This window comes from Barrientosiimonas humi (assembly GCF_006716095.1).
Lineage (GTDB): Bacteria > Actinomycetota > Actinomycetes > Actinomycetales > Dermatophilaceae > Barrientosiimonas > Barrientosiimonas humi.
The window spans coordinates 695025-717333 of sequence record NZ_VFOK01000001.1 but is presented as its reverse complement, the minus strand read 5'-3'; the positions used below and the strand labels follow the sequence as shown (position 1 = coordinate 717333).

Genomic DNA, 22309 nt, shown 5'->3' with positions numbered 1-22309 from the left:
GGGTTGATCTTGGTGGTGGTCTCGATACGCGGCTCGTTCCTCGCCGCTACTCGACCAGCGTGACTAGGCGGAGCGCAGCGCGCGGTCGGTGATCGAGCGCGAGCCGCGCCCCATCGCGATGACGCCGGACTGCACCAGCTCGCGCACGCCGTACGGCTCGAGCGCCGCCAGGAAGGCCGCGACCTTCTCGCGTGCCCCGGTCGTCTGGATGATCACCGAGTCGGGCTGCAGGTCGATGACGTTGGCGCGGAACACGTCGGCCAGCTGCAGCACCTGCGCGCGGGCGCCGTTGTCGCACCGGACCTTGATGAGCAGCACCTCGCGCTGCACCGACGCGCCCGGCTCGAGCTCGACGACCTTGAGCACCTCGACGAGCTTGTTGAGCTGCTTGGTGACCTGCTCGAGCACGACGGGGTCGACGTCGAACACGATCGTCATGCGCGAGATCTCCTCGTGCTCGGTCGGGCCGACCGCGAGGGACTCGATGTTGAAGCCGCGCCGCGAGATCAGGCCCGCGATGCGCGCGAGCACGCCGGGCTTGTTCTCGACCAGCACGGACAGGGTGTGGGTGCTCATGCCTCGTCCTCCTCGGTGGGGTCGGCCTGGTCGACGGCCTCGTCGTCCTCGCGGTCCCAGACCGGGGTCATCGCCCGGGCCATGGTGACCTTGTCGTTGCTGACGCCGGCCGGGACCATCGGCCACACCATCGCGTCGCGCTCGACGACGAAGTCGATGACCACGGGCCGGTCGTTGATCTCCAGCGCCTGCTGGATCGTCGCGTCGACGTCCTCGGGGCGCTCGCAGCGCAGCCCGACGCAGCCGTACGCCTCCGCCAGCTTCACGAAGTCCGGCACCCGCCGTCCGTCGTGCGCCGTGTGCAGGTCGGTGTTGGAGTAGCGCTCGTTGTAGAACAGCGTCTGCCACTGGCGCACCATGCCGAGGCTGGAGTTGTTGATGATCGCGACCTTGATCGGGATCTCGTTGACCACGCAGGTCGCGAGCTCCTGGTTGGTCATCTGGAAGCAGCCGTCGCCGTCGATCGCCCACACGGTGCGCTCGGGCTCGGCAGCCTTGGCGCCCATCGCCGCCGGCACGGAGTAGCCCATCGTGCCCAGGCCGCCGCTGTTGAGCCAGGAGTTGGGGCGCTCGTACTGCACGAACTGCGCGGCCCACATCTGGTGCTGGCCGACGCCCGCGACGTAGGTGCCCTCGGCGCCGGTCAGCGCGCCGAGCCGCTCGATGACGTACTGCGGGGCGATGCTGCCGTCCTCGGGGGCGGTGTAGCCGATCGGGAAGTCGGCCTTCCACCCCGCCGTACGCTTGCGCCAAGCGGCGTAGTCACCGCCCCGGCCCGCGTCGATGTCGGCCTTGACGGCCGCCGTCAGGTCGCGGATGACCTCCTTGGCGTCGCCGACGATCGGCACGTCGGCGTGGCGGTTCTTGGAGATCTCGGCCGGGTCGATGTCGGCGTGGATCACCTTCGCCTCGGGCGCGAAGGAGCTGAGCTCACCGGTCACCCGGTCGTCGAACCGGGCGCCGAGCGTGATCAGCAGGTCCGACTTCTGCAGCGCGGTCACCGCCGGCACCGAGCCGTGCATCCCGGGCATGCCGAGGTGCAGCTCGTGGCTGTCGGGCACCGCGCCACGCGCCATCAGCGTGGTGACGAGCGGGATCTGGGCGACCTCGACGAGCTCGCGCAGCTCGGCGGCGGCCCCGCCACGGATCACGCCGCCGCCGACGTACAGCACCGGCTTGCGGGCGGCGCGGATCAGCTCCGCGGCGGCCTTGATCTGCTTGGTGTGCGGACGCGTGACGGGGCGATATCCCGGCAGCTCGAAGGTAGGCGGCCAGCTGAAGGTGGTGCTGGCCTGCAGCGCGTCCTTGGTGATGTCGACCAGCACCGGGCCGGGTCGGCCGGTGGCGGCGACGTGGAACGCCTCGGCGATCGCCCGCGGGATCTCCGCCGGGTCGGTCACGAGGTAGTTGTGCTTGGTGATCGGCATGGTGATGCCGCGGATGTCCGCCTCCTGGAAGGCGTCCGTGCCGATGGTGCGCGAGCTGACCTGGCCCGTGATGGCCACCATCGGCACCGAGTCCATGTAGGCGTCGGCGATCGGCGTGACGAGGTTGGTCGCGCCCGGACCGCTGGTCGCCATGCAGACGCCCACCTTGCCGGTGGCCGAGGCGTAGCCCTGGGCCGCGTGCCCCGCACCCTGCTCGTGGCGCACCAGCACGTGACGCAGCTTGACCGAGTCGAGCAGCGGGTCGTAGGCGGGGAGGATCGCCCCGCCGGGAAGGCCGAATACGGTGTCGACGCCGACCGCCTCGAGCGCCAGGACCAGGCTCTGCGCACCGGTGACGGTGCGTGGCTCGACCTCGACGCGAGCGGAGCGCTGCGCGAGGTCGGCGGGCGAGGGAGGGCGAGGATCTGCCGGCTTGGCCTGCAGGTCGGTCACGTCGGTCACCGCTTTCGTCATCGTCGCTAGGGCACAAAAAAACCCTCAGCCGGTCTCGGCAATGAGGGCTAGCGCGCTGGGCTGTTCGCCGAGCGCGCTACGGAAGTACGAGAATTCGTGCCACGCGAGCATCCTGCGCCCGCCGCCCCACCCCCGTCAACATGCTGAGACGCACGTCTCGCGATGCGGGCGCTGACTTGCGTACGCCCTCGCGGACCACCGCCGACCCGTGCGCCCGAGCGCACCCCCCGGCGTAGGACCGCCCAGGCGTACGCCCCCGCCACCGGTCACGCCGCGCCGGACCACCGCCGACCCGTGCGCCCGAGCGCACCCTCCGGCGGAGGACCGCCCAGGCGTACGCCCCCGCCACCGGTCACGCCGCGCCGGACCACCGCCAACCCGTGCGCCCGAGCGCGCCCTCCGGCGGAGGACCGCCCAGGCGTACGCCCCCGTCACCGGTCACGCCGCGCCGGACCACCGCCGACCCGTGCGCCCGAGCGCACCCCCCGGCGGAGGACCGCCCAGGCGTACGCCCCCGCCACCGGTCACGCCGCGCCGGACCACCGCCAACCCGTGCGCCCGAGCGCACCCCCCGGCGGAGGACCGCCCAGGCGTACGCCCCCGCCACCGGTCACGCCGCGCCGGACCACCGCCGACCCGTGCGCCCGAGCGCACCCTCCGGCGGAGGACCGCCCAGGCGTACGCCCCCGTCACCGGTCACGCCGCGCCGGACCACCGCCAACCGGTGCGCCCGAGCGCACCTCCCGGCGGACCACCGCGACTGCGGGTGCCGGTCAGGGTCGGCGGCGCGCTCGTACGTCCAAGGCGGCAAGTCCCCATGCGGCCGCGACCATGACGACCACCACCACGGCCGACTTGGGTGGCACGTCGCGGCCGTACGCCGCGAACAGGCCCAGGACCATCAGCACCGTGAAGACCGCCGCCGCGGTCACGGCTCGTGACTGTCGCATCGCGCTCCCCCTCTCGTTCGCGCTCGCTCGCTCAGTTGCTCACCCGCGCCAGCAGCTCGGGCCAGTGGCGCTCGAGGCGGTGGCCGGACCAGGTCGCCGCGAGCCGGAAGAGCAGCCCGCCCCAGGCCACGGCGACGACGAGGAGCAGCAGCTGGACCGGCACCGAGTCCAGCCCCCAGACGGCCAGCGGGACCAGCACCGGGAGCGACAGCAGCCCGGCCGCGACGACGCCGCCGGCGAAGATCGCGACGGTCAGCAGCCCACCGCTGCCGCCCGTGGCGAACGGGCTCGAGCCGGGCGGCGGAGCCTGGCCGGGCTGCACGCTCCCGGTCACGAGCCCGACGCCCATGCCGACCAGCACCAGGCAGACGAGCGCGGCGAGATAACCGGGCGCCCACTCCCACCGGCCGGTGACCGCGAGCGCGACGACCGCGGTGATCATCACGAGCGGCACGATGACGACGCCCATCGCGAGCGCGCGACCCACCCGGTCGGCCCGGCCCGGCACCCCGGTGACGACGTGCGTCCACAGGGCGGAGCTGTCGTACGCCAGGTCGGAGGTGAGCCCCGGGCCGGTGAGCGCGGCGAGGATCAGCGGCCCGACGAAGAACGCGTCGCCGCCGCCACCACCGACCGAGGTGGAGACCCCGATCATGATCGGCAGCACGACGAAGCTCACGACGGAGGCGAGGTAGCGCGGGTCGCGCCGCCAGTAGCGGGCGCAGCGGGCGGCCACGGCCCCGGTCGGCGAGGTGCCGAAGACCCGCTCGGGCAGGTCGCTGGCCTCCCCCGGCCCCGAGGTGTCGGACTCGCTGATCGAGGTGAGCCCGCGCTGCAGGAACCGGCCCCACACCGCCCACAGCACCGCGACCAGACCGACCGCGAGCGCCAGCCGCAGCGCCGCGACGAGCCAGTCGCCGCGCGCGACGTCACCCGGGAAGGCGGCCGCCCAGCCGAGCGGCGTCCAGCCCAGCACGTTCGCGCCCGTGGTGATGACCTGCCGCGCCTGCTCCGGCGACTCGGCCGCCCGGCTCGACAGCACGTTCACCCCGATGCCGACGCACATGACGACGGCGGCGAGCAGCACCGCGGCGAAATCCTTGTAGCGGCGTGACGCCAGCGCGCCGGCGAACCCCGACGTCAGCGCCCGGGCACCGAGGAAGCAGGTGAGCGTGAACAGCACCCCCGACACCAGAGCCGCCAGCGCCGCCGCCACCCCGTGCTGCACCCACGCCAGCAGCGGCGTGAGCGACAGGACGGCGGTGAGAACGCCTGGTACGCCGATGAATCCGGCGACCAGCAGTCCCGGTCGGAGTCGCTCGGCGGACAGCGGCAGCAGCGCGAAGCGCACCGGGTCGAGGGTCTCGTCGATCCCGAAGACCAGCAGCGGCATGACCACCCACGCGGCCACCACGCCCGCGAGGCTGAGGACGACCGCGGCCTGGGTCTGGCCCGCGTCGTCGGCTCCGATCAGCAGCATGGTGACGACCCAGCCGATCGCGACGACCAGGCCGCCGAGCGCACCGAGGACCACCCCGGCCGTGCGCCAGACGCTGGTGCGCAGCGCGCGCACCAGCAGCGTCCACTTCAGTCGCGCGAGGACTGCAACCACGACAGCACCTCCTCGTCACCGGTCTGCACCCCGACCAGACCGAGGAAACGCTCCTGGAGCGACTGCCCCTGGCGTACGTCGTCGAGGGCTCCGGAGGCGATCGCGCGGCCGTCGACGATCACCGCTACGTGGTCGCACAGGTTCTCGACCAGCTCCATCACGTGGCTGGACAGCACGACCGTGCCGCCGCCGCGCACGAACTGGGCGAGGATCTGCCGAATCACTTGTCCTGAAACGGGATCCACGGCCTCGAACGGTTCGTCGAGCAGCAGCAGCCGGGGCGCGTGGATCAGCGCGCAGGCCAGGCCGATCTTCTTGGTCATGCCGGCGGAGTAGTCGACGACGAGCTTGTCGCCGTCACCCGCGAGACCGAGGGACGCGAGCAGCTGCTCGCCGCGCTCGGCGACCACGCCGGCGGGCAGGCCGCGCAGCAGCCCGTGGTAGCGCAGCAGCTCGCTGCCGGTGAGCCGGTCGAAGGTGCGCAGCCCGTCGGGCAGCACGCCCATGAGCGCCTTGGCCCGCGCCGGGTCGGTCCACACGTCGTGACCGAGCACGACCGCGCGGCCGGCGTCGGGACGCAGCAGCCCCGTGACCATCGACAAGGTGGTGGTCTTGCCGGCCCCGTTGGGTCCGACCACCCCGAACATCGACCCCTGCGGCACCGCCAGGCTGAGGCCGGCGACGGCGTACTGCGGTCCGAACTGCTTGGTGAGCCCGTCCAGGACGAGCGCTGGTTCCCCGAGATCCATGCGGCCAGTCAAACAAACCCGCTCCCCCGCCGGGGTGAAAGGTCCGGTCCGGGGTGTCGATCTGTGCGGTCCCGTGCGACGGACCAGTGAGGCGAGCACCCGTTCGCCCGTGACGCCGGCACCGCGCCGGCCCGACCGCAAGGATGAACCCATGCCGCAGTACGCCGTGTTCCTGCACTTCCCCGCCGACCGGATCTCCGCCGACCCCGACCCCGAGGCCCTCGCGGCGCACGTGCGCCACGGCGAGGAGCTGCAGCGCTCGGGCGTCATGGTGTTCGGCACGCCGCTCGCCGACCACACCGCCGCCACCAGCATCCGTGGCGGCGTGGTCACCGACGGCCCGTTCACCGAGACCAAGGACGTCGTCGTGGGGTTCTACGTCATCGACGTGCCGAGCCTCGACGAGGCGCTGGAGCTGGCCGGGCGCAACCCGATCCACGACCAGGGCGGCGGGGTCGAGGTGCGCCCGACCGAGCCGATCGAGTCGAGCACCGGAGGCGTCACCACGTGAGGACCCCGCGGGCCGTCGTGGCCGGTGCGCTCGCCCAGGCGCACCGGCACGACTGGGCGAGCGTGCTCGCCGCGACCGCGCGGACCACCCGCGACCTCGACCTCGCGCAGGAGAGCGTGCAGGAGGCCTACGCCCAGGCGATGGAGGCCTGGGCGCGCGAGGGCGTCCCCGACAACCCGGCCGCATGGCTCACGGTGACGGCGCGGCGCCGGGCGACCGATGTCGTACGTCGGCAGGCGAGTCTGCGCGGCAAGCTGCCCCTGCTCGTGGTCCCCGACGGGGACGACCCGCCGGGGCCGGACCTGCTGCCGGGCGACCTCGCACCGGTGCTGCACGACGACCGCCTGCGGCTGATCTTCATGTGCTGCCACCCGGCGCTCGACGACGCCGCCCGCGCAGCCCTCACCCTGCGGCTGGTGCTGGGCGTGCCGACCGCCGACGTGGCCGCGCTGTTCCTCGTGCCGACCGCGACCATGGCCGCGCGGATCACCCGCGCCAAGCGCAAGATCGCGCGGGCGCACATCCCGTTCGCGGTGCCGCGCCGCGAGCAGCTGCCCGAGCGGCTGCCGGCCGTGCTCGACGTGACCTACCTGCTCGGCACGCTCGGGCACGCCGCGACCTCGGGCGAGCGCCGGCAGCAGGGCGAGCTGCTCGACCGCGCCGTCGAGCTGGCGACGCTGCTGCGCCGGCACGTGCCGCACGACCCCGAGCTGCTGGGGCTCGGCGCGCTGCTGGAGCTGCTGCGGACCCGCGCGGCGACCGCGACCGACGACGACGGCACGCCGGTGCCCCTGTCCGGGCAGGACCGCTCGCGCTGGGACCGCGACGCCATCGACCGCGCGCACCGCACGGTCGTCGGCTGCCTGCGCGCGGGGGCCAGCGGGCCCTATCTGCTGCAGGCCGCGATCGCCGCCGTGCACGCGACGGCGCCGAGCCATGCCGCGACCGACTGGACCGAGCTGGTCACGCTCTACGACGCGCTGCTCGCGCGGCAACCGTCCCCCGTGGTCGCGCTCAACCGGGCGGTCGCCGTGTCGATGGCACAGGGACCCGAGGCCGGGCTCGCACTGGTGGACGCGCTGGCCAGCGAGCCGGCGCTGCGCGGCTATGCCTACCTGCCTGCCGCCCGCGCGGAGATGCTCGCCCGGCTGGGCCGGCACGCGGAGGCGGCGAGGGCGTACGGACTCGCGGCGGACCTGGCGCGCACCGACGCCGAGCGACGGGTGCTGCGCGCCCGCGCCGAGACGCCCGAGAACGATCGAGGCGCGTAGCCACGCTGGGGTCTTCCCGATCAGTCCTGGGAGTCCCGCGGGCGCAGGAGGAGCTGGCCGAGCTCCTGAGTGCAGCGGGTGAGGGCGACGTAGAGACCGTTCCAGCCGCGCGGCTCGGAGCTGATCCCGTCTGGGTCGACGACCAGCACGGCGTCCCACTCCAGTCCCTTCGCGCCCGTGGCGCTGAGCACGGGTACGCCCTCGCCCAGCTCGCGCGCGACCGTCGCCGCGAGCGCGGCCCGGCGCTGCTCGGGGACCACCACGCCGACCGAGCCGTCGGGGTGCCGGTCGCGCAGCCCGGCGACCGCCTCGACCACGCAGGCTGCGAGGTGCGCCTCCTGAGTCTCGCGTGCCCACGGCGCGACGCCCGACGAGCGCACCGCCGTCGGCGGCACGTTGCTGCTGCCGGCCGCCTCGAGCACCGGCCCGGTGAGGGCCATGACCTCGCGCGGCGTGCGATAGCAGATCGTGAGCGCGCTTGTCTCCCAACGGTTTCCGAGGACAGGGTTGAGCAGGGCGTCCCAGGTGGTGTGCGGGTGCGCGGCCTCGACCTGGTCGATGTCGCCCACCGCGGTCATCGAACGACCACCGGCCCGGCGCAGCACCATCGCCCACTGCATCGGTGACAGCTCCTGCGCCTCGTCGACCACGACGTGGCCGTAGACCCAGTCGGGGTCGTCGGCGGCGCGCTCGGCGAGGAACTCACCCTGCTCGGCAGCCCGCGGCGAGGCGTCGAGCGCCGCTCGCAGCGCGTCCAGCAGCGGGATGTCGGAGGACGACCGGCCCTCGGGTTCGCCTGTCACCGAAGCGATCTCGGCGTCGTCCAACTCGGGTGCGACGCGCCGCAGATGGTCCGCGTCGCGCGTCATCCGGCGGAACTCGGCCCCGAGATCGGGGATCGGCCACCACGCGAGCAGCTGCCGGCGCACGTCGGGGTCGAGGGTGACCCGCTCGCGCAGCCGCTCGACGTCGGCATCGGACAGCTGGCCGTCCACGTCGACGCCGGTGTCGCCCGACGCCACCCCGCGGTCGTCGCGCCGGGCGAGGCTGCGGTCGACCCCGGCGAGGATGTCCTCGAGCCCCTCCTCCATCGCTGCCAACGTCTCGGCGTGGCGGTCGGCGACGGCGTCGACGAGCAGGTCGAGCACCCGTTCGACCGCGCGGTCGCGCACCTCGCGCAGGCTGCGCGTGTCGGTGCGGGCCGCGGCCAGCAGACGCTCGACCTGGGCGGCGCCGATGTCGTGGGTCTCGCCGTCGAACCGCAGCGACAGCCCGCCGTCGGACGGCAGCAGGCTGTCGACGTGCCGGCGCACGACCTCGAGCCAGATCTCGCGCCCCTTGATCTCGGCCACGGCCCGGCTCTCGGCGCGCTCGACCGCGAGCCCGGGCAGCAGGTCGTCGACCGTCGTCGACACCACCGCGGTCTCCCCGAGCGCGGGCAGCACCTGCGAGATGTATTGCAGGAACGTGTGATTGGGACCCAGCACGAGCACTCCGCGCTCGGCGATCCGCTCGCTGCTGAAGAGCAGGTAGGCGACCCGGTGCAGCGCGACCACGGTCTTGCCCGTGCCCGGACCGCCCTGCACCACCAGCGGACCGGTGGCCGGTGCGCGCACGATGTCGTCCTGCTCGCGCTGCAGCGTGGCGACGGCGGTGCCCATGCGCCCGGTGCGTCCCTGCCCGAGCGCGGCGAGCAGCGAGGCCTCCCCCACGAGCCCGTCGCCGGACTCCTCCAGCAGGTCGTCGTCCACCCCGGTGACCAGCGGCCCGTCGGTGCGGACGTGGCGGCGGCGGCGCACGCCCTGCCGGTCGACCGCCGTCGCGGTGTAGAACGCCCTCGCCACCGGCGCGCGCCAGTCGACCACCACCGGGTCGCCCTCGTCGTCGCGGGCGGGCAGGCCGGTGCGTCCGATGCGGTGCTGCGCGCCGTCGTCGAGGTCGACCCGGCCGAAGATCAGTCCCTGCTCGGCCAGCTCGAGCTCGCGCACCCGGCCGCGCAGCCGCGCCTGCCGGGCCCGGGCCGTCGGGTCACCGGCGCTGCCCGGCCCCAGGTCCGCGAGCCGCAGCGCGGCCTCGTCGCGCAGCTCGACCCGCCGCGCGTGCGCGCCGTCGAGGTACGTCTGCTCCAGCGCCACCTGCTCGCGCACCTGCTCCTCGCGCCGGCCCCCTGCGCTGCCGTGCTCGACCGTCATCCCGCCCCTCTCCTGCGCCCGCGACAGCCCCAACGTCGCAGCGCGCCGCGGGCATTCCTCGGGGCGCGGCGAGACCCTCCGCGGCGGGTCAGCCGGTGACGGCGCCCACGCTCGCGCTGCGCACCAGCGCGCGGTACTTCGCCAGCACGCCGCGGGAGTACTTCGCCTCGGGGTGCTGCACGCCCTCGGCGCGCCGCCGCTGCAGCTCCTCCTCGTCGACCAGCAGGTCGAGCCGGGCGTTCGCCACGTCGAGCCGGATCGGGTCGCCGTCGCGGACGTACGCGATCGGCCCCTCGTCGACCGCCTCCGGCGCCACGTGCCCCACGCACAGCCCGGTGGTGCCGCCGGAGAACCGGCCGTCGGTGAGCAGCAGCACGTCCTTGCCGAGCCCGGCGCCCTTGATGGCACCGGTGACCGCGAGCATCTCGCGCATGCCGGGGCCGCCCTTGGGTCCCTCGTAGCGGATGACGACGACGTCGCCCGGCTTGAGCGAGTTGGCCTCGACGGCGTCCATCGCGGCCCGCTCGCCGTCGAAGACCCGTGCGGTGCCGTCGAACACGTCGGCGTCGAAGCCGGCCGACTTCACGACCGCGCCCTCGGGCGCGAGGCTGCCCTTGAGGATGGTCAGGCCGCCGGTCTTGTGGATCGGCTCGGAGAGGGTGCGCACCACGCGGCCGTCGAGCGCCGGCGGGTCGAGCTCGGCGATGTTCTCGGCCATGGTGCGGCCGGTCACGGTCAGCACGTCGCCGTGCATCAGGCCGGCGTCGAGCAGCGCCTTCATGATCACCGGGATGCCGCCGACGCGGTCGAAGTCGACCCAGACGTAGCGACCGAACGGCTTCATGTCGGCGAGGTGCGGCACCTTGGCGCCGATGCGGGTGAAGTCGTCGAGGGTCAGCTCGACCTCGGCCTCGTTGGCGATGGCCAGCAGGTGCAGCACGGCGTTGGTGGAGCCGCCGAGCGCCATGGCGACGGCGATGGCGTTCTCGAACGCCTCCTTGGTCAGGATCTGGCGGGCGGTGATGCCCTGGCGCAGCATCTCGACCACGGCCTCGCCCGAGCGGTGGGCGAAGCCGTCGCGGCGCCGGTCGACCGCCGGCGGCGCGGAGCTGCCGGGCAGGGCGAGCCCGAGCGCCTCGGAGACGGCGGCCATGGTGTTCGCGGTGTACGCACCGCCGCAGGCGCCCTCGCCCGGACAGATCGCGCGCTCGACCTTGTCGACCTCCTCGCGGCTGATCTTGCCGGCGAGGCAGGCGCCGACCGCCTCGAAGGCGTCGATGATCGTCACGTCGCGGCCGTCGACGTTGCCGGGCAGGATCGAGCCGGCGTAGAGGAACACCGAGGCCAGGTCGAGCCGCGCGGCGGCCATGAGCATGCCCGGCAGCGACTTGTCGCAGCCGGCCAGCAGCACCGAGCCATCGAGCCGCTCGGCGCTCATCACCGTCTCGACCGAGTCGGCGATGACCTCGCGCGACACGAGCGAGAAGTGCATCCCCTCGTGCCCCATCGAGATGCCGTCGCTGACCGAGATCGTCCCGAACTCCAACGGGTAGCCACCCGCCGCGTGCACGCCGTTCTTGACCGCGCCGGCCAGCCGGTCCAGCGACAGGTTGCACGGGGTGATCTCGTTCCACGAGCTCGCGACGCCGATCTGCGGCTTGGCGAAGTCCTCGTCGCCGAGGCCGACCGCGCGGAGCATCCCGCGTGCCGCGGCCTTCTCGAGACCGTCGGTGACGTCGCGGCTGCGGGGCTTGATGTCGGGCGTGCTGGTCATGCCCTGATCGTACGATCGTGTCCGCTGGGTGGGACGCCGCTCCCGGGATGTGGTCAGCGTGGGCGGCCGGCCGGGGCCGTGGACGCGGGGTCAGGCCTCGGTGGTCACGCCTCGGTGGTCACGCCTCGGCGCCGTCGCGCGCGGTGTGCACCGCGAGCAGGCGCGCGCTGCCGGGAGCCAGGTCGGCCCAGTCTCCCGTGATCTCCAGCACCGCGATCGTACAGGTCGGATACCCCTCCTGGAGGGTGCGCAGCGCGTCGGCGTCGCTGCCCTCGCCGGCGAGCGTCGCGGCGAGACCGGGCACGCCGGGCGAGTGGCCGACGAGCGCGACCACGCGGGCGTCGTCGTCGGCGCCCTGGACCACCTGCAGCAGCTGCTCGACGGGGGCGTTGTAGATGCGCCGCTCGTGCTCGACCAGGCCGCCGAAGCCGCTGGTCTCCGACACCGCCGCCCAGGTCTCGCGGGTGCGCAGCGCAGTGCTGCACAGCACGAGCGTCGGCGCGATCTCCTGCTCCTTGAGCCACTCGCCGGCGGCGGCCGCGTCGGCGCGGCCGCGGGGGCTCAGGGCGCGCTCGTGGTCGGTCTGCGCGGTGCTGGAGTCCTCGGCCTTGGCGTGCCGGAGCAGGACGAGGGTGCGGGTGGGCGCGTCGTTCATGGGCCCATCCTGGCAGTCATCGCGGGTGCACCACGTGGGTGAGGCCCTCGCCGCGGGCGTGCGCCCCCAGCTGCTCACGCAGGAAGTCCAGCGCGCGCGGCTCGAACGCCGTCGAGGCGCCGCCGACGTGCGGGCTGATCAGCACGCCGGGCGTGCTCCACAGCGGGTGGTCCTCGGGCAGCGGCTCGGGGTCGGTGACGTCGAGCGCGGCGCGCACCCGCCCGTCCCGGCACGCCTCGACCAGGGCGTCGGTGTCGACCACGGGTCCGCGCGCGACGTTGACCACCAGGGCCTGCTCGGGCAGCCGCGCCAGCAGCTCGGCGTCGACCAGGCCGCGGGTGTCGTCGGTCAGCGGCACGATCAGCACCAGGATCTCGGCCCGGGGCGCCAGCGTCGACAGCTCGTCGATGCCGTGCACCCGCTCGACCAGATCGTCGCCCTCCCGCGCCCGCGACGCGACCACGGTGACGTCGGTCTCGAACGCCAGCAGCCGGCGTACGATCGCCCGCCCGACCGACCCGTAACCCACCACCAGCACGCGGCGGTCGGCGAGCGAGGGGCGGCCGGCCGCGCGCAGCCACTCACCGCGCTCCTGCGCCCGCACGAAGTCCGGGATGCCCCGCTGCGCGGCGAGGACGAGCGCGAGGGCCAGCTCGGCCGTGGACGTGTCGTGGATGCCGGCGCCGTTGGCGAGGCGTACACCGTCGGGCAGGTAGGGCAGTGCGTGGTCGTAGCCCGCGGTCACCAGCTGCACCGCCTGGAGCTCGGGCAGCGCCGCCAGGTGCTCGAGCCGCGTGGGCGAGGACATGTAGGGCGGCACCACCACCTCGATGTCCGGGCGCGGCGGCGGGGACTTCATGTCCCACTCCACCAGCTCGACACCGGGCACGTCGGACAGCGCGTCGACCCAGCGCGGGTCGGGGATCGAGACCACAGCCATGGGTGCACGGTAGGCCCGCTGCGCCCCCGCCGCACCGGCGGGCGAGGTTGAATGGCCCATGGACACCCTCCGCCGCCGACGCCTCACCGCCTGCCTGTCCGCCGGGTCGCTGGCGCTGCTGGCCGCCTGTTCCTCCGGCCCGCAGGAGGGATCCTCCTCGCCACCGGCGACCTCGGGCCCGGCCACCTGGTCGGCCACCTCCCCGGCGCCCACGCAGGGGCCGGCCACCCCGGGTGGTGCGAGCAGCGCCGCCCCCGGCACGGGCGTACCGACCGGGCCGCCGCAGACCGTCGCCACCGGGCTGGACGTCCCGTGGGGGCTGGCCTTCCTGCCCGACGGGTCGGCCCTGGTCACGCTGCGCGACCGCGGCCAGGTGGTGCAGCTGCGCTCGGGCCAGGCGCCGCGCACCGTCGCCACCATCGGCGCGGTGCGGCCGGAGGGCGAGGCGGGGCTGCTCGGCATCGCGGTCTCCCCCGCGTTCGCGACCGACCGCCGGGTGTTCGTCTACTACACCGCCGCCGAGGACAACCGCATCGAGCGCTTCACCTGGGACGGGTCGGCGCTGCGGCCCGACAGGGTCGTCCTGTCCGGCATCCCGAAGGCGTCGGTGCACAACGGCGGCCGGTTGGCGTTCGGACCCGACCGCCAGCTGTACGTCGGCACCGGCGACGCCGGCGAGACCGGCCGCTCGCAGGACCGGGCCAGCCTCGGCGGCAAGATCCTGCGCATCGACCAGGAGGGGCGCCCGCCCGCCGGCAACCCCTTCCCCGGCTCCCCCGTGTGGTCGCTCGGCCACCGCAACGTGCAGGGCCTGGCGTGGGACGCCGACGGGCGGATGTTCGCGACCGAGTTCGGGCAGGACACCTTCGACGAGCTCAACCTGATCCGGGCGGGCCAGAACTACGGCTGGCCCACGGTGGAGGGTCGCGGCGGCCGCAGCGGGCTGGTCGACCCGCTGGTCACCTGGTCGCCCGACGAGGCCTCCCCCAGCGGACTCGCGATCGGTCGGGACGGCGCGGCGTACGTCGCCGCGCTCCGGGGCGAACGGGTCTGGCGGGTGCCGCTCACCGACGGCCGGCCCGGCACCCCCGCCCGCGCCGGCACCCCCGACCTGGGCCGGGTGCGCACCGTCACCGTCGGCCCCGACGGGCGCCTGTGGGTGATGAGCAGCAACACCTTCCGCGGCGACCCCCGCCCCGGCGACGACCGCATTGTTTCCTGGGTTCCTGCATGATTTTTGTCTCGGCTCCTCCTCCGGCAGCCGCTTGCTTCGCTGCGCGCCTGCCGGCATCGTCGCCGCGACCTTGATCCCTTTGCCGGAGGAGTTGCCGACGCTGGCCCCCCGGCCCTGCATTCACTCCGACGGTTCAGCTCACGAGGTCGCGGCGACGATGCCGGCGGACCGGAGCTTGCGACGGGCCGCCGGAGGAGGAGCCGCGACAAGAAATCACACAGGCGAAGCCCAGACGACGTAGTTGCGGGTGCTGTGACCGCCGCGCGACGGGGCGGAGGAGTCGCAGGTGATCAGGGCGATCACCGGGCGGGACGAGGAGCCCCACACGCGCGAGTCGCGCTGCAGCTCGGTCTTGCCGACGGCGTCCTTGGCATAGACGCGGAAGCTGCGCTCGCCGCCGCCGGCGTAGCCGATGGTGACGGTGTCGCCGATCGAGAGGTCGTTGAGCCGGGAGAAGATCCCGGCCCGGCCGCCGTAGGGCGCTACGTGGCCGGCGATGACCGAGATTCCGGTCGACCCGGGGCGGACGGAGCCGGTGTACCACTGCACGACGTGCGGCGGCGGGTTGATCGCGCCGTTGTTCAGGCCCATGGCGCGCACCGGCTGGTCGAAGCCGAGCGAGGGCATCTGCAGCCGGGTCGGGCGCCCGGTGCGCACGGTGCGGGCGTCGGAGCCGCCGCCGGAGTCGCCGCTGCCGGCCGAGGGACGCTCGGTCTTGGTCGCGCTGCCGTCGGGGCTGTTCGTCGAGCTGCGCGGGGTGCGGGACGCGGTCGGGCTGGTGGAGCGCGAGGTCGTCGTCGAGGACGTGCTGCTGGAGGACGGGTCCGACGACGTCGAGGACGACGAGGAGGTGCTGCTCGAGCTGGACGAGGACGAGCTGCTCGAGCTGGACGAGGACGAGCTCGTCGCCGTCGTGGGCGTGCTCGTCGGGGTGTCGGACGGGCTCGGTGCCGCGGAGCGCGTCTGCTGCGCCTGCGGATCGGACTCACCGCACCCGGTCAGCACCAACGCGGCAGCGCAGAGCGCGGCCGGCAGCGCGACGTAACCGCGACGCATGCCGAATCCCCCTCGGATCAGATCGGTTTGGCCCACACGACGTAGTTGTCGGTGTGGCGGTTGTTGACCACCCGCGACGCGGAGTCGCAGGTGATCAGCGCGAGGACGGGAGTCGCCGACGAGCCCCAGACCCGCGGGTCCTTCTGCAGGTCCTTCTTGCTGATGGCCTCCTCGGCGTAGACGCGGAACTTCTTCTTCGCGCCGCTGCCGTAGGTCACCGTGACGACGTCACCGGCGTTGAGGTCGTCGAGCTTGTAGAACACGTCGGGGCCGTTGTAGAGCACGTGCCCGGCGATGACCGAGATCCCGGGCTGACCGGGAGAGACGGACTTGTCGTACCACTGCACGACGCCGGCCGGCGGGTTGATCTCGCCCTTGGCGTTGAGGCCGAGCTTGGTGACGGCCTTGTCGAAGCCGATGGTCGGCATCTGCAGCTGCGCGGGCGCGCTCGCGGCCGCCTTGGTCTTGCCGCCCGGGGCCGACGCCTCGGGCGCCGCGCCGTTGACGCCGGTGCTGGCCGCCTGCGGGTCGCTCTCGCCGGCGGAACCGGTCGGGGTCCCGCCCGTGGGGGTGCCGCCGGTGGGGGTGCCGCCGGTGGGCGTGCTGCCCCCGCCCGGCACCGAGGTCGGGATGCCGTTCGACCCTGACGGCGACGGCCCGGACTCGTTGGCCGCGGGGTCGCTGGCGCATCCGGCCAGGAGCCCGGTGGTCATGAGCACGGCCGCCGCCGTCAGAGATCGACGCATCGGATCAGCGACCGCCCAGTCGACGGGTCGCGGCGGTGCCGGTGACGGCAGCGCCGGCAGCCAGCATGCCGATCAGCGCGAGGGCCCCGGCGTTGCTGCTGTCCTTGGGCTCGTAACCGGTCTGCACGGGCGGGCCGGTCGGCGAGTCGGTGGAGGTCGGGCTCGCGGTCGTGGAGCTGCTCGAGGTCGACGACGAGCTGGAGCTGCTCGAGCTCGACGACGAGCTGGAGGTGCTCGAGGTCGGGACCGAGGTGGGCTGCACGGCGGTGCCCTCCCAGCCGGACTCCGGACGCTCCTTGGGCAGGTCACCACACCGCTCGGGGATGTTGACCTTGACCGTCAGCGAGCTGTCGGTCTCGGAGCCCTTGAACGTGATGGTCCCGGAGTAGCCCGCGAACGTGGAGCCGTTGCTGTAGACCTGGCCGTAGCTGTCACCGGCCGACAGCTTCCACTGACCGTCACCGCGGTCGGGGCTGCTGCTGTAGGACACGTTCTCGTCCGTCTTGGTCGGCCGGACGTAGACCACCATCTGGGGGTAGCCATCCTCGCAGTAGTAGAGCGGGCCCTTGGTCTCCAGGTTGCCGCTCGTGGCCGCGGTGGCGGTCGAGACGCCGGCGAACAGCATCCCCCCGCTCAGCGCGACAGCAGCGGCCAGACCCAGGCGACGGTGCGGCGTCGTGGTCTTCATACTCACACCTCTCAGGTGACTGGGCTCCTGACTCTCAGGTGCCCAGGCATCGGGGGATCGAGATTCCAGCGGTTGCTCCCTCGGCAAACGCGCACGACCCCCCGCGCGTGCCGCCAGACTACGACAGGCCCCGGTGGGTTGCCAGGCCCTCCGGGATGAACGGCGGGAGAACGTCGTCCGCTCAGCCCAGCCGCTGCAGCAGCAGCTCGCGCACCTTGGCGGCGTCGGCCTGACCCTTCATCGCCTTCATGACCTGGCCGATGAGGGCCCCGACCGCCTGCACCTTGCCGTCGCGCACCTTCTGCGCGACGTCGGGGTTGTCGGCGACGACCTGGTCGACGGCGGCCTCCAGCGCCCCGTCGTCCTGCACCAGCTCGAGCCCGCGCGCGTCGGCGACCTGGGTGGGCGTGCCCTCCCCGGCGACCACGCCGTCGAGCACCTGGCGCGCCATGGAGTCGTTGAGCCGGCCCGAGGTGACCAGGCCGTCGAGCTCGGCGACGTCGCGCGGACGTACGCCGAAGTCGGTGACCGCCTTGCCCTCGGCGTTGGCCCGGCGGGCCAGCTCACCGCTCCACCACTTGCGCGCCGCGGCCGGGCTCGCACCCGCGGCCACGGTCTCCTCGATGATCTCCACGGCACCCGCGTTGATGACGTCGCGCATCTCGAGATCGCTGTAACCCCAAGCGGATTGGAGTCGCTTGCGCCGCTCGGCCGGCGGCTCGGGCAGGGTCGCGCGCAGCCGCTCGACGTCCTCGCGCGGCGGCGCCACCGGCACCAGGTCGGGCTCGGGGAAGTAGCGGTAGTCGTCGGCGTCGGACTTGGGCCGGCCCGACGTCGTGACGCCGGTGTCCTCGTGCCAGTGCCGCGTCTCCTGAGTGATGCTGTCGCCGGCCTCGAGCACGGCCGCGTGCCGGCAGATCTCGTAGCGCACCGCCCGCTCGACCGAGCGCAGCGAGTTGACGTTCTTGGTCTCGGTGCGGGTGCCGAGCCGCTCGGCGCCCTTCGGCTTGAGCGAGACGTTGGCGTCGCAGCGCATCGAGCCCTGCTCCATCTTCACGTCGCTGACCCCGAGCGCCTTGAGCAGGTCGCGCAGCGTCGCGACGTACGCCCGCGCCACCTCCGGCGCGCGCTCCCCCGCGCCGACGATCGGCCGGGTGACGATCTCGATCAACGGGATGCCGGCCCGGTTGTAGTCGACCAGCGAGTAGGCCGCGCCCTGGATGCGACCGGTCGAGCCGCCCACGTGCAACGACTTGCCGGTGTCCTCCTCCATGTGCGCGCGCTCGATCTCGACGCGGAAGACCTCGCCGTCGTCCAGCTCGACGTCGAGGTAGCCGTCGAAGGCGATCGGCTCGTCGTACTGGCTGGTCTGGAAGTTCTTCGGCATGTCCGGGTAGAAGTAGTTCTTCCGGGCGAAGCGGCACCACTCGGCGATGTCGCAGTGCAGGGCCAGGCCGATGCGGATGGCCGACTCCACCGCGGTCGCGTTGACCACGGGCAGCGCGCCGGGCAGACCGAGGCAGACCGGGCACACCTGCGTGTTGGGCTCGGCGCCGAACGTCGTGGCGCACCCGCAGAACATCTTGGTGGCGGTGCCGAGCTCGACGTGCACCTCGAGGCCCATCACCGGGTCGTACGTCTGCACGGCCTCGTCGAACGGCACGACGGCGTCGGTGGTTGCGGTGCTCATCGGGCGACCTCCATCGTCTCCAGCGCGGGCGCCCGGTCGAGCAGCGGCCCGCCCCACTCCTGCAGCAGCGCGGCCTCGAGGGCCGCGCCGACGCCGTACATCAGCTCGTCGCGCGTGGCCGGGGCCAGCACCTGGAACCCGACGGGGAGCCCGTCGTCACCGAGCCCGGCGGGGACGGACAGCCCCGGGATGCCGGCGAGGTTGGCCGGGATGGTCGCGATGTCGTTGCGGTACATCGCCATCGGGTCGTCGAGCTTGTCGCCGAGCCGGAACGCCGTGGTGGGCGCGGTCGGGCTGACCAGCACGTCGGCCTGCTCGAACGCGGCCGCGAAGTCGCGCGCCACGAGGGTGCGCACCTTCTGGGCCTGGCCGTAGTAGGCGTCGTAGTAGCCGGCCGACAGGGCGTACGTGCCGAGGATGACCCGGCGCTTGACCTCGTCGCCGAAACCGGCGTCACGGGTGGCCGCCATGACCTGCTCGGCGCTGGGCCGCTCGACCCCCTCGGGACCGACCCGCAGGCCGTAGCGCATGGCGTCGAACTTGGCGAGGTTGGAGGACGCCTCGCTCGGCAGGATCAGGTAGTAGGCCGCGAGCGCCTGCTCGAAGTGCGGGCAGGAGACCTCGACGATCTCGGCGCCACGGTCGGTGAGCAGCGCGACCGACTCGTCGAACCGGCGCTGCACGTCGGGCGCGTAGCCGTCGCCGGTCAGCTCGCGCACGATGCCGATGCGCAGCCCCGTCACGTCGGCGCGGCGCGCGGCCTCGACGACCGGTGGCACGGGCGCGTCGATGGAGGTGGAGTCCATCGGGTCGTGCCCGCCGATGACCTCGTGCAGCAGGGCCGAGTCGAGCACCGTGCGGGTGCACGGGCCGGCCTGGTCCAGCGAGGACGCCAGGGCGATGAGGCCGTAGCGCGACACCCCGCCGTACGTCGGCTTGGCCCCGACCGTGCCCGTCACCGAGGCAGGCTGGCGGATCGAGCCGCCGGTGTCGGTGCCGATCGCCAGGGGCGCCAGGTGGGCGCCGACCGCGGCCGCCGACCCGCCGCCGGAGCCGCCCGGGATGCGCTCGAGGTCCCACGGGTTGCGCGTCGGGCCGTAGGCCGAGTGCTCGGTGGAGGAGCCCATCGCGAACTCGTCCATGTTGGTCTTGCCGAGGATCGGCATGCCGGCCTGCTTCAGGCGGGTGACCAGCGTGGCGTCGTACGGCGGGATCCAGCCCTGCAGGATGCGCGACCCCGCGGTGGTGGGCAGGCCCTTGGTGGTGACGACGTCCTTGACCGCGATCGGCACGCCGGTGAGCGCGGCCACGTCCTCGCCCGCGGAGCGGCGCCGGTCGGCCTCGGCGGCCTGGGCGAGCGCCCCGTCGCGGTCGACGTGCAGGTAGGCGTGGACCTTGGGGTCGACCGCGTCGATGCGGTCGAGGTGCGCCTGGGTGATCTCGACCGAGCTGAGCTCGCCGGCGGCCAACCGGTCGGCGAGCTCGGCCGCGGACAGCCGGGTGGGGTCGCTGGTCACGTGGGTCCTTCGGTGCGGGGTGCGGGTGGCGGAGCGGTGGCCGGTCAGTCCTCGTCGAGGATGCGCGGCACCTCGAAGCGCTGCAGGTCCTGCGCGGGGGCGGCGGCGAGCGCCTCCTCGGCGGACAGGCTCGGGCGCACCTCGTCGGGCCGGGTGACGTTGCGCAGCGGCAGCGGGTGCGACATCGGCGGCACGTCGGCGGCAGCGACCTCGCTGACGCTCGCGACGAAGCCGACGATCTGGTCCAGCTGCCCCGCCAGGTGGTCCAGCTCCTCGTCGGAGAGCTGGATCCGGGCGAGCATGGCGACGTGCGCGACGTCGTCGCGGGAGAGCGTGGACATGCGGGTCAGTCTAGAGCGGCCGCGCGGCCCCGGCTCGGGGCGGTGCCGCGGCCCTCGCCGGCGGCCCGTTCGGCCCTCAGGACGGAGACTCCAGCACCTCGAAGTGGCCCCGGTCGTCGGTGAGCACCACCTCGAGGTCGGACGGCACGTCGAGCACCGTCGCGGTGCAGGTGACGCTCTCCCCCTCGCTCACCGAGGGCAGGTCGGGGCAGGTCGTGCCGCTGATCGAGTCCGGCCCGTAGTAGGTGTCGAACGCCCGGGCGACCTCGTCGGCCAGGTCGGCACCGGCGTACGGCTGGCCGGCCTCGGCCTGGGCCAGGGTGCCGGTGATGGCCTCGTCGTAGGGGCCGTACGGCCCGGGGTCGCCCGGGAACAGCGCGAGCAGCACGACCACGAGGGCGACGCCCGCTGCGACCAGCGCGAGCACCGCGACCACCAGTGCGGCGACGGCCAGCCCGCGGCCCGAGCCGCTGGCGCCGCCGTATCCCGGCGTGGGATAGGCGTACGTCGGCTGCGGCTGGGCGTACGCCGGCTGCGGCTGGGCGTACGCCGTCGGCCCGCTCGGGGCGGCCGGCTGCGGCGGCGGGACGGCCGGGTCGGACGCCTGGCCCGGCGCGGCGTACGGGTCGTCCTGGGTGCTCATCGATCCCCCTTCGCGGCGCCCGACCGTCGAGCGTGAGCGAAGGATGGCAGGTCGGGGGCGCGCGTGCGGGCGGAAGTCGCGAGGCTGTGGACGGCGGCGGCGCGTGCCCTGGCGGACGCTGTCGGCGCCGGCCCGGCCGGTGGGGCCGCCACATGACCCCGCCGGCCCGACCGGCGCGGCGGCCGCCCCCACGGCCGCCGGCGAACCCCGGCGCCTGGGCCGGCTGGGTCGCCCCCCGACAGACCCAGACGACTCGGCTGCGCCGACTGCTCGCCGTCACCCGCTCCCGGGCTCCCCTCACCGGGTGCGGTAACACTGAGTAGACGCGTTGCGGGGCGAGTCTGGCCACGGAACGAGAGGATGCTCTCGCGGAGAGCGGCGGCAGACGTACGGCGGAGAGGGAACCCGTGACGATCGGACTGGTGGTGCTGCGGCGCGACGGAGGGCAGGAGGAGCTGCCGCTGCGCGAGGGCGAGACGTTGGTGTTCGGCCGTGCCGGGCACGAAGGGACCGTGGTGGTGTCCACCTCGAGCCGGGTGTCGCGCTCGGCGTTCGAGCTGCGGGCCGAGACCGGCGGGCTGGTGCACGTGCGCTGCCAGCAGCGGCAGGGGACCCTGGAGGTCAAGCGTGCCGACGGCCGGGTGGCCGGCAGCCTCGAGGACGGCGAGGAGGCGACGTTCCGCCCGCCGGTCCAGCTGCTGCTGCACACCTCGACCGGCGCGCAGGCCACCGTGGTGGTCAACCCCGACCGGCAGCAGCACCTCCCCCGGTCCGGTGGTGCCGCGCCCGGGGCTGCCGGAGCATCCGGGGCGCCGGCTGCGGCCGACCCGGCCTCGACCGTGACGACCGGGTGGAACGTCGCCTCGATCCAGTCGCCCCCGGCGGGCCAGGACTGGCAGGTGGCCGCGGCGCTCGCGGCGGTGCTGCTGCGCCGCGGACGGATGAAGGACCCGAGCTACACCGTGCCGCGCGGCGTGCTGCTGCGCACCTGCGGCCAGTGGCTCGGCGCCGCCAAGTCGGAGGGCTGGCTGGCCAGCAAGTTCCGGCAGGCGTCGGAGGCGCTGGCCGTCCCGTTCGGCAGCAACCCCTCGCAGCAGCTCGGGGAGTACGTCCTCGCCAACCACCTGCTCACCGAGGGCGGCCTGCGCGCGCTCGACGCCGAGCTGGACCGCCGCCGCTCCGGAGGCCCGCCCGCGCGTGCGGTGAGCGCCCCGCTCCCCCGCCGCTGACCCCGATACCGGGGGTCGTGACGGGGCGTGGACG

The 22309-nt window shown here is 73.9% G+C and carries 21 protein-coding genes; 5 read left to right on the top strand and 16 right to left on the bottom strand.

Annotated elements, in window-relative coordinates; genetic code table 11:
• Positions 1-63 precede the first annotated feature (63 nt).
• From ilvN to FB554_RS03395, 5 genes are all read right to left on the bottom strand, one after another.
• Positions 64-576 (bottom strand): acetolactate synthase small subunit, encoded by a 513-nt coding sequence (gene ilvN, locus FB554_RS03410; RefSeq protein ID WP_142004640.1) that lies wholly within the window; start codon positions 574-576, stop codon positions 64-66.
• Positions 573-2477, bottom strand: coding sequence for an acetolactate synthase large subunit (locus FB554_RS03405; protein ID WP_142004639.1), 1905 nt, complete (start codon positions 2475-2477; stop codon positions 573-575). Before FB554_RS03405 ends, ilvN begins: the two co-directional genes overlap by 4 nt.
• A gap of 773 nt (positions 2478-3250) precedes the next feature.
• Positions 3251-3427 (bottom strand): hypothetical protein, encoded by a 177-nt coding sequence (locus FB554_RS17040; protein ID WP_170206767.1) that lies wholly within the window; start codon positions 3425-3427, stop codon positions 3251-3253.
• 31 nt (positions 3428-3458) lie between these two features.
• The gene (locus FB554_RS03400; protein ID WP_142004638.1) at positions 3459-5039 is read right to left on the bottom strand and encodes a hypothetical protein; all 1581 of its coding nucleotides are present in this window, start codon (positions 5037-5039) and stop codon (positions 3459-3461) included.
• Entirely contained in the window at positions 5015-5788 is a 774-nt protein-coding gene (locus FB554_RS03395) for an ABC transporter ATP-binding protein (protein WP_142004637.1), read from the bottom strand. Before FB554_RS03395 ends, FB554_RS03400 begins: the two co-directional genes overlap by 25 nt.
• A gap of 151 nt (positions 5789-5939) precedes the next feature.
• Here FB554_RS03395 and FB554_RS03390 point away from each other — a divergent pair, with 151 nt between their 5' ends.
• Together FB554_RS03390 and FB554_RS03385 are read left to right on the top strand one after the other, a co-directional pair.
• Positions 5940-6299, top strand: coding sequence for a YciI family protein (locus FB554_RS03390; protein WP_142004636.1), 360 nt, complete (start codon positions 5940-5942; stop codon positions 6297-6299).
• Positions 6296-7570, top strand: coding sequence for an RNA polymerase sigma factor (locus FB554_RS03385; RefSeq protein WP_211344522.1), 1275 nt, complete (start codon positions 6296-6298; stop codon positions 7568-7570). The genes FB554_RS03390 and FB554_RS03385 overlap by 4 nt, the downstream gene beginning before the upstream one ends.
• A gap of 20 nt (positions 7571-7590) precedes the next feature.
• On the opposite strand, the gene FB554_RS03380 is transcribed toward FB554_RS03385, so the two are convergent.
• The 4 genes from FB554_RS03380 to FB554_RS03365 form a co-directional block, all read right to left on the bottom strand.
• Positions 7591-9762, bottom strand: a complete 2172-nt coding sequence (locus FB554_RS03380) for a HelD family protein (RefSeq protein WP_142004635.1) — start codon at positions 9760-9762, stop codon at positions 7591-7593.
• 88 nt (positions 9763-9850) lie between these two features.
• A complete protein-coding gene (gene ilvD / locus FB554_RS03375; RefSeq protein WP_142004634.1) occupies positions 9851-11536 on the bottom strand; it encodes a dihydroxy-acid dehydratase in 1686 nt (561 codons plus the stop codon).
• Positions 11537-11654: 118 nt separating this feature from the next.
• On the bottom strand, positions 11655-12191 hold the full coding sequence (locus FB554_RS03370) for a SixA phosphatase family protein (protein ID WP_142004633.1): 537 nt from the start codon (positions 12189-12191) through the stop codon (positions 11655-11657).
• Positions 12192-12207: 16 nt separating this feature from the next.
• The gene (locus FB554_RS03365; protein ID WP_142004632.1) at positions 12208-13131 is read right to left on the bottom strand and encodes a 2-hydroxyacid dehydrogenase; all 924 of its coding nucleotides are present in this window, start codon (positions 13129-13131) and stop codon (positions 12208-12210) included.
• A 58-nt stretch (positions 13132-13189) separates the two neighbouring features.
• Between FB554_RS03365 and FB554_RS03360 the strand changes: the two genes are divergently transcribed.
• A complete protein-coding gene (locus tag FB554_RS03360) occupies positions 13190-14365 on the top strand; it encodes a PQQ-dependent sugar dehydrogenase (RefSeq protein WP_142004631.1) in 1176 nt (391 codons plus the stop codon).
• A gap of 213 nt (positions 14366-14578) precedes the next feature.
• Here FB554_RS03360 and FB554_RS17540 read toward each other — a convergent pair whose 3' ends face one another.
• On the bottom strand, positions 14579-15022 hold the full coding sequence (locus tag FB554_RS17540) for a class F sortase (RefSeq protein WP_236022249.1): 444 nt from the start codon (positions 15020-15022) through the stop codon (positions 14579-14581).
• A 1-nt stretch (position 15023) separates the two neighbouring features.
• On the opposite strand from FB554_RS17540, the gene FB554_RS17535 reads away from it, so the two are divergent.
• Positions 15024-15410 (top strand): hypothetical protein, encoded by a 387-nt coding sequence (locus FB554_RS17535; protein WP_236022248.1) that lies wholly within the window; start codon positions 15024-15026, stop codon positions 15408-15410.
• A gap of 28 nt (positions 15411-15438) precedes the next feature.
• Here FB554_RS17535 and FB554_RS03350 read toward each other — a convergent pair whose 3' ends face one another.
• From FB554_RS03350 to FB554_RS03325, 6 genes are all read right to left on the bottom strand, one after another.
• The gene (locus FB554_RS03350) at positions 15439-16167 is read right to left on the bottom strand and encodes a class F sortase (RefSeq protein WP_236022247.1); all 729 of its coding nucleotides are present in this window, start codon (positions 16165-16167) and stop codon (positions 15439-15441) included.
• Between the two features lie 4 nt (positions 16168-16171).
• On the bottom strand, positions 16172-16855 hold the full coding sequence (locus tag FB554_RS03345; RefSeq protein WP_142004629.1) for a hypothetical protein: 684 nt from the start codon (positions 16853-16855) through the stop codon (positions 16172-16174).
• A 181-nt stretch (positions 16856-17036) separates the two neighbouring features.
• A complete protein-coding gene (gene gatB / locus FB554_RS03340; RefSeq protein WP_142004628.1) occupies positions 17037-18545 on the bottom strand; it encodes an Asp-tRNA(Asn)/Glu-tRNA(Gln) amidotransferase subunit GatB in 1509 nt (502 codons plus the stop codon).
• On the bottom strand, positions 18542-20062 hold the full coding sequence (gene gatA / locus FB554_RS03335; RefSeq protein ID WP_142004627.1) for an Asp-tRNA(Asn)/Glu-tRNA(Gln) amidotransferase subunit GatA: 1521 nt from the start codon (positions 20060-20062) through the stop codon (positions 18542-18544). The genes gatB and gatA overlap by 4 nt, the downstream gene beginning before the upstream one ends.
• Before the next feature lie 44 nt (positions 20063-20106).
• Positions 20107-20403, bottom strand: a complete 297-nt coding sequence (gene gatC, locus FB554_RS03330; protein WP_142004626.1) for an Asp-tRNA(Asn)/Glu-tRNA(Gln) amidotransferase subunit GatC — start codon at positions 20401-20403, stop codon at positions 20107-20109.
• A gap of 76 nt (positions 20404-20479) precedes the next feature.
• Entirely contained in the window at positions 20480-21046 is a 567-nt protein-coding gene (locus tag FB554_RS03325; protein ID WP_142004625.1) for a DUF4333 domain-containing protein, read from the bottom strand.
• 407 nt (positions 21047-21453) lie between these two features.
• Here FB554_RS03325 and FB554_RS03320 point away from each other — a divergent pair, with 407 nt between their 5' ends.
• The gene (locus FB554_RS03320; RefSeq protein WP_142004624.1) at positions 21454-22275 is read left to right on the top strand and encodes a hypothetical protein; all 822 of its coding nucleotides are present in this window, start codon (positions 21454-21456) and stop codon (positions 22273-22275) included.
• Positions 22276-22309 lie beyond the last annotated feature (34 nt).

Coding starts and splice junctions, on each gene's coding strand:
- ilvN (WP_142004640.1), bottom strand. CDS start 576: ATGAGCACCCACACCCTGTCCGTGCTGGTCGAGAACAAGCCCGGCGTG.
- FB554_RS03405 (WP_142004639.1), bottom strand. CDS start 2,477: ATGACGAAAGCGGTGACCGACGTGACCGACCTGCAGGCCAAGCCGGCA.
- FB554_RS17040 (WP_170206767.1), bottom strand. CDS start 3,427: ATGCGACAGTCACGAGCCGTGACCGCGGCGGCGGTCTTCACGGTGCTG.
- FB554_RS03395 (WP_142004637.1), bottom strand. CDS start 5,788: ATGGATCTCGGGGAACCAGCGCTCGTCCTGGACGGGCTCACCAAGCAG.
- FB554_RS03390 (WP_142004636.1), top strand. CDS start 5,940: ATGCCGCAGTACGCCGTGTTCCTGCACTTCCCCGCCGACCGGATCTCC.
- FB554_RS03380 (WP_142004635.1), bottom strand. CDS start 9,762: ATGACGGTCGAGCACGGCAGCGCAGGGGGCCGGCGCGAGGAGCAGGTG.
- ilvD (WP_142004634.1), bottom strand. CDS start 11,536: ATGACCAGCACGCCCGACATCAAGCCCCGCAGCCGCGACGTCACCGAC.
- FB554_RS03370 (WP_142004633.1), bottom strand. CDS start 12,191: ATGAACGACGCGCCCACCCGCACCCTCGTCCTGCTCCGGCACGCCAAG.
- FB554_RS03365 (WP_142004632.1), bottom strand. CDS start 13,131: ATGGCTGTGGTCTCGATCCCCGACCCGCGCTGGGTCGACGCGCTGTCC.
- FB554_RS03360 (WP_142004631.1), top strand. CDS start 13,190: ATGGACACCCTCCGCCGCCGACGCCTCACCGCCTGCCTGTCCGCCGGG.
- FB554_RS03350 (WP_236022247.1), bottom strand. CDS start 16,167: ATGCGTCGATCTCTGACGGCGGCGGCCGTGCTCATGACCACCGGGCTC.
- FB554_RS03345 (WP_142004629.1), bottom strand. CDS start 16,855: ATGAAGACCACGACGCCGCACCGTCGCCTGGGTCTGGCCGCTGCTGTC.
- gatB (WP_142004628.1), bottom strand. CDS start 18,545: ATGAGCACCGCAACCACCGACGCCGTCGTGCCGTTCGACGAGGCCGTG.
- gatC (WP_142004626.1), bottom strand. CDS start 20,403: ATGTCCACGCTCTCCCGCGACGACGTCGCGCACGTCGCCATGCTCGCC.
- FB554_RS03325 (WP_142004625.1), bottom strand. CDS start 21,046: ATGAGCACCCAGGACGACCCGTACGCCGCGCCGGGCCAGGCGTCCGAC.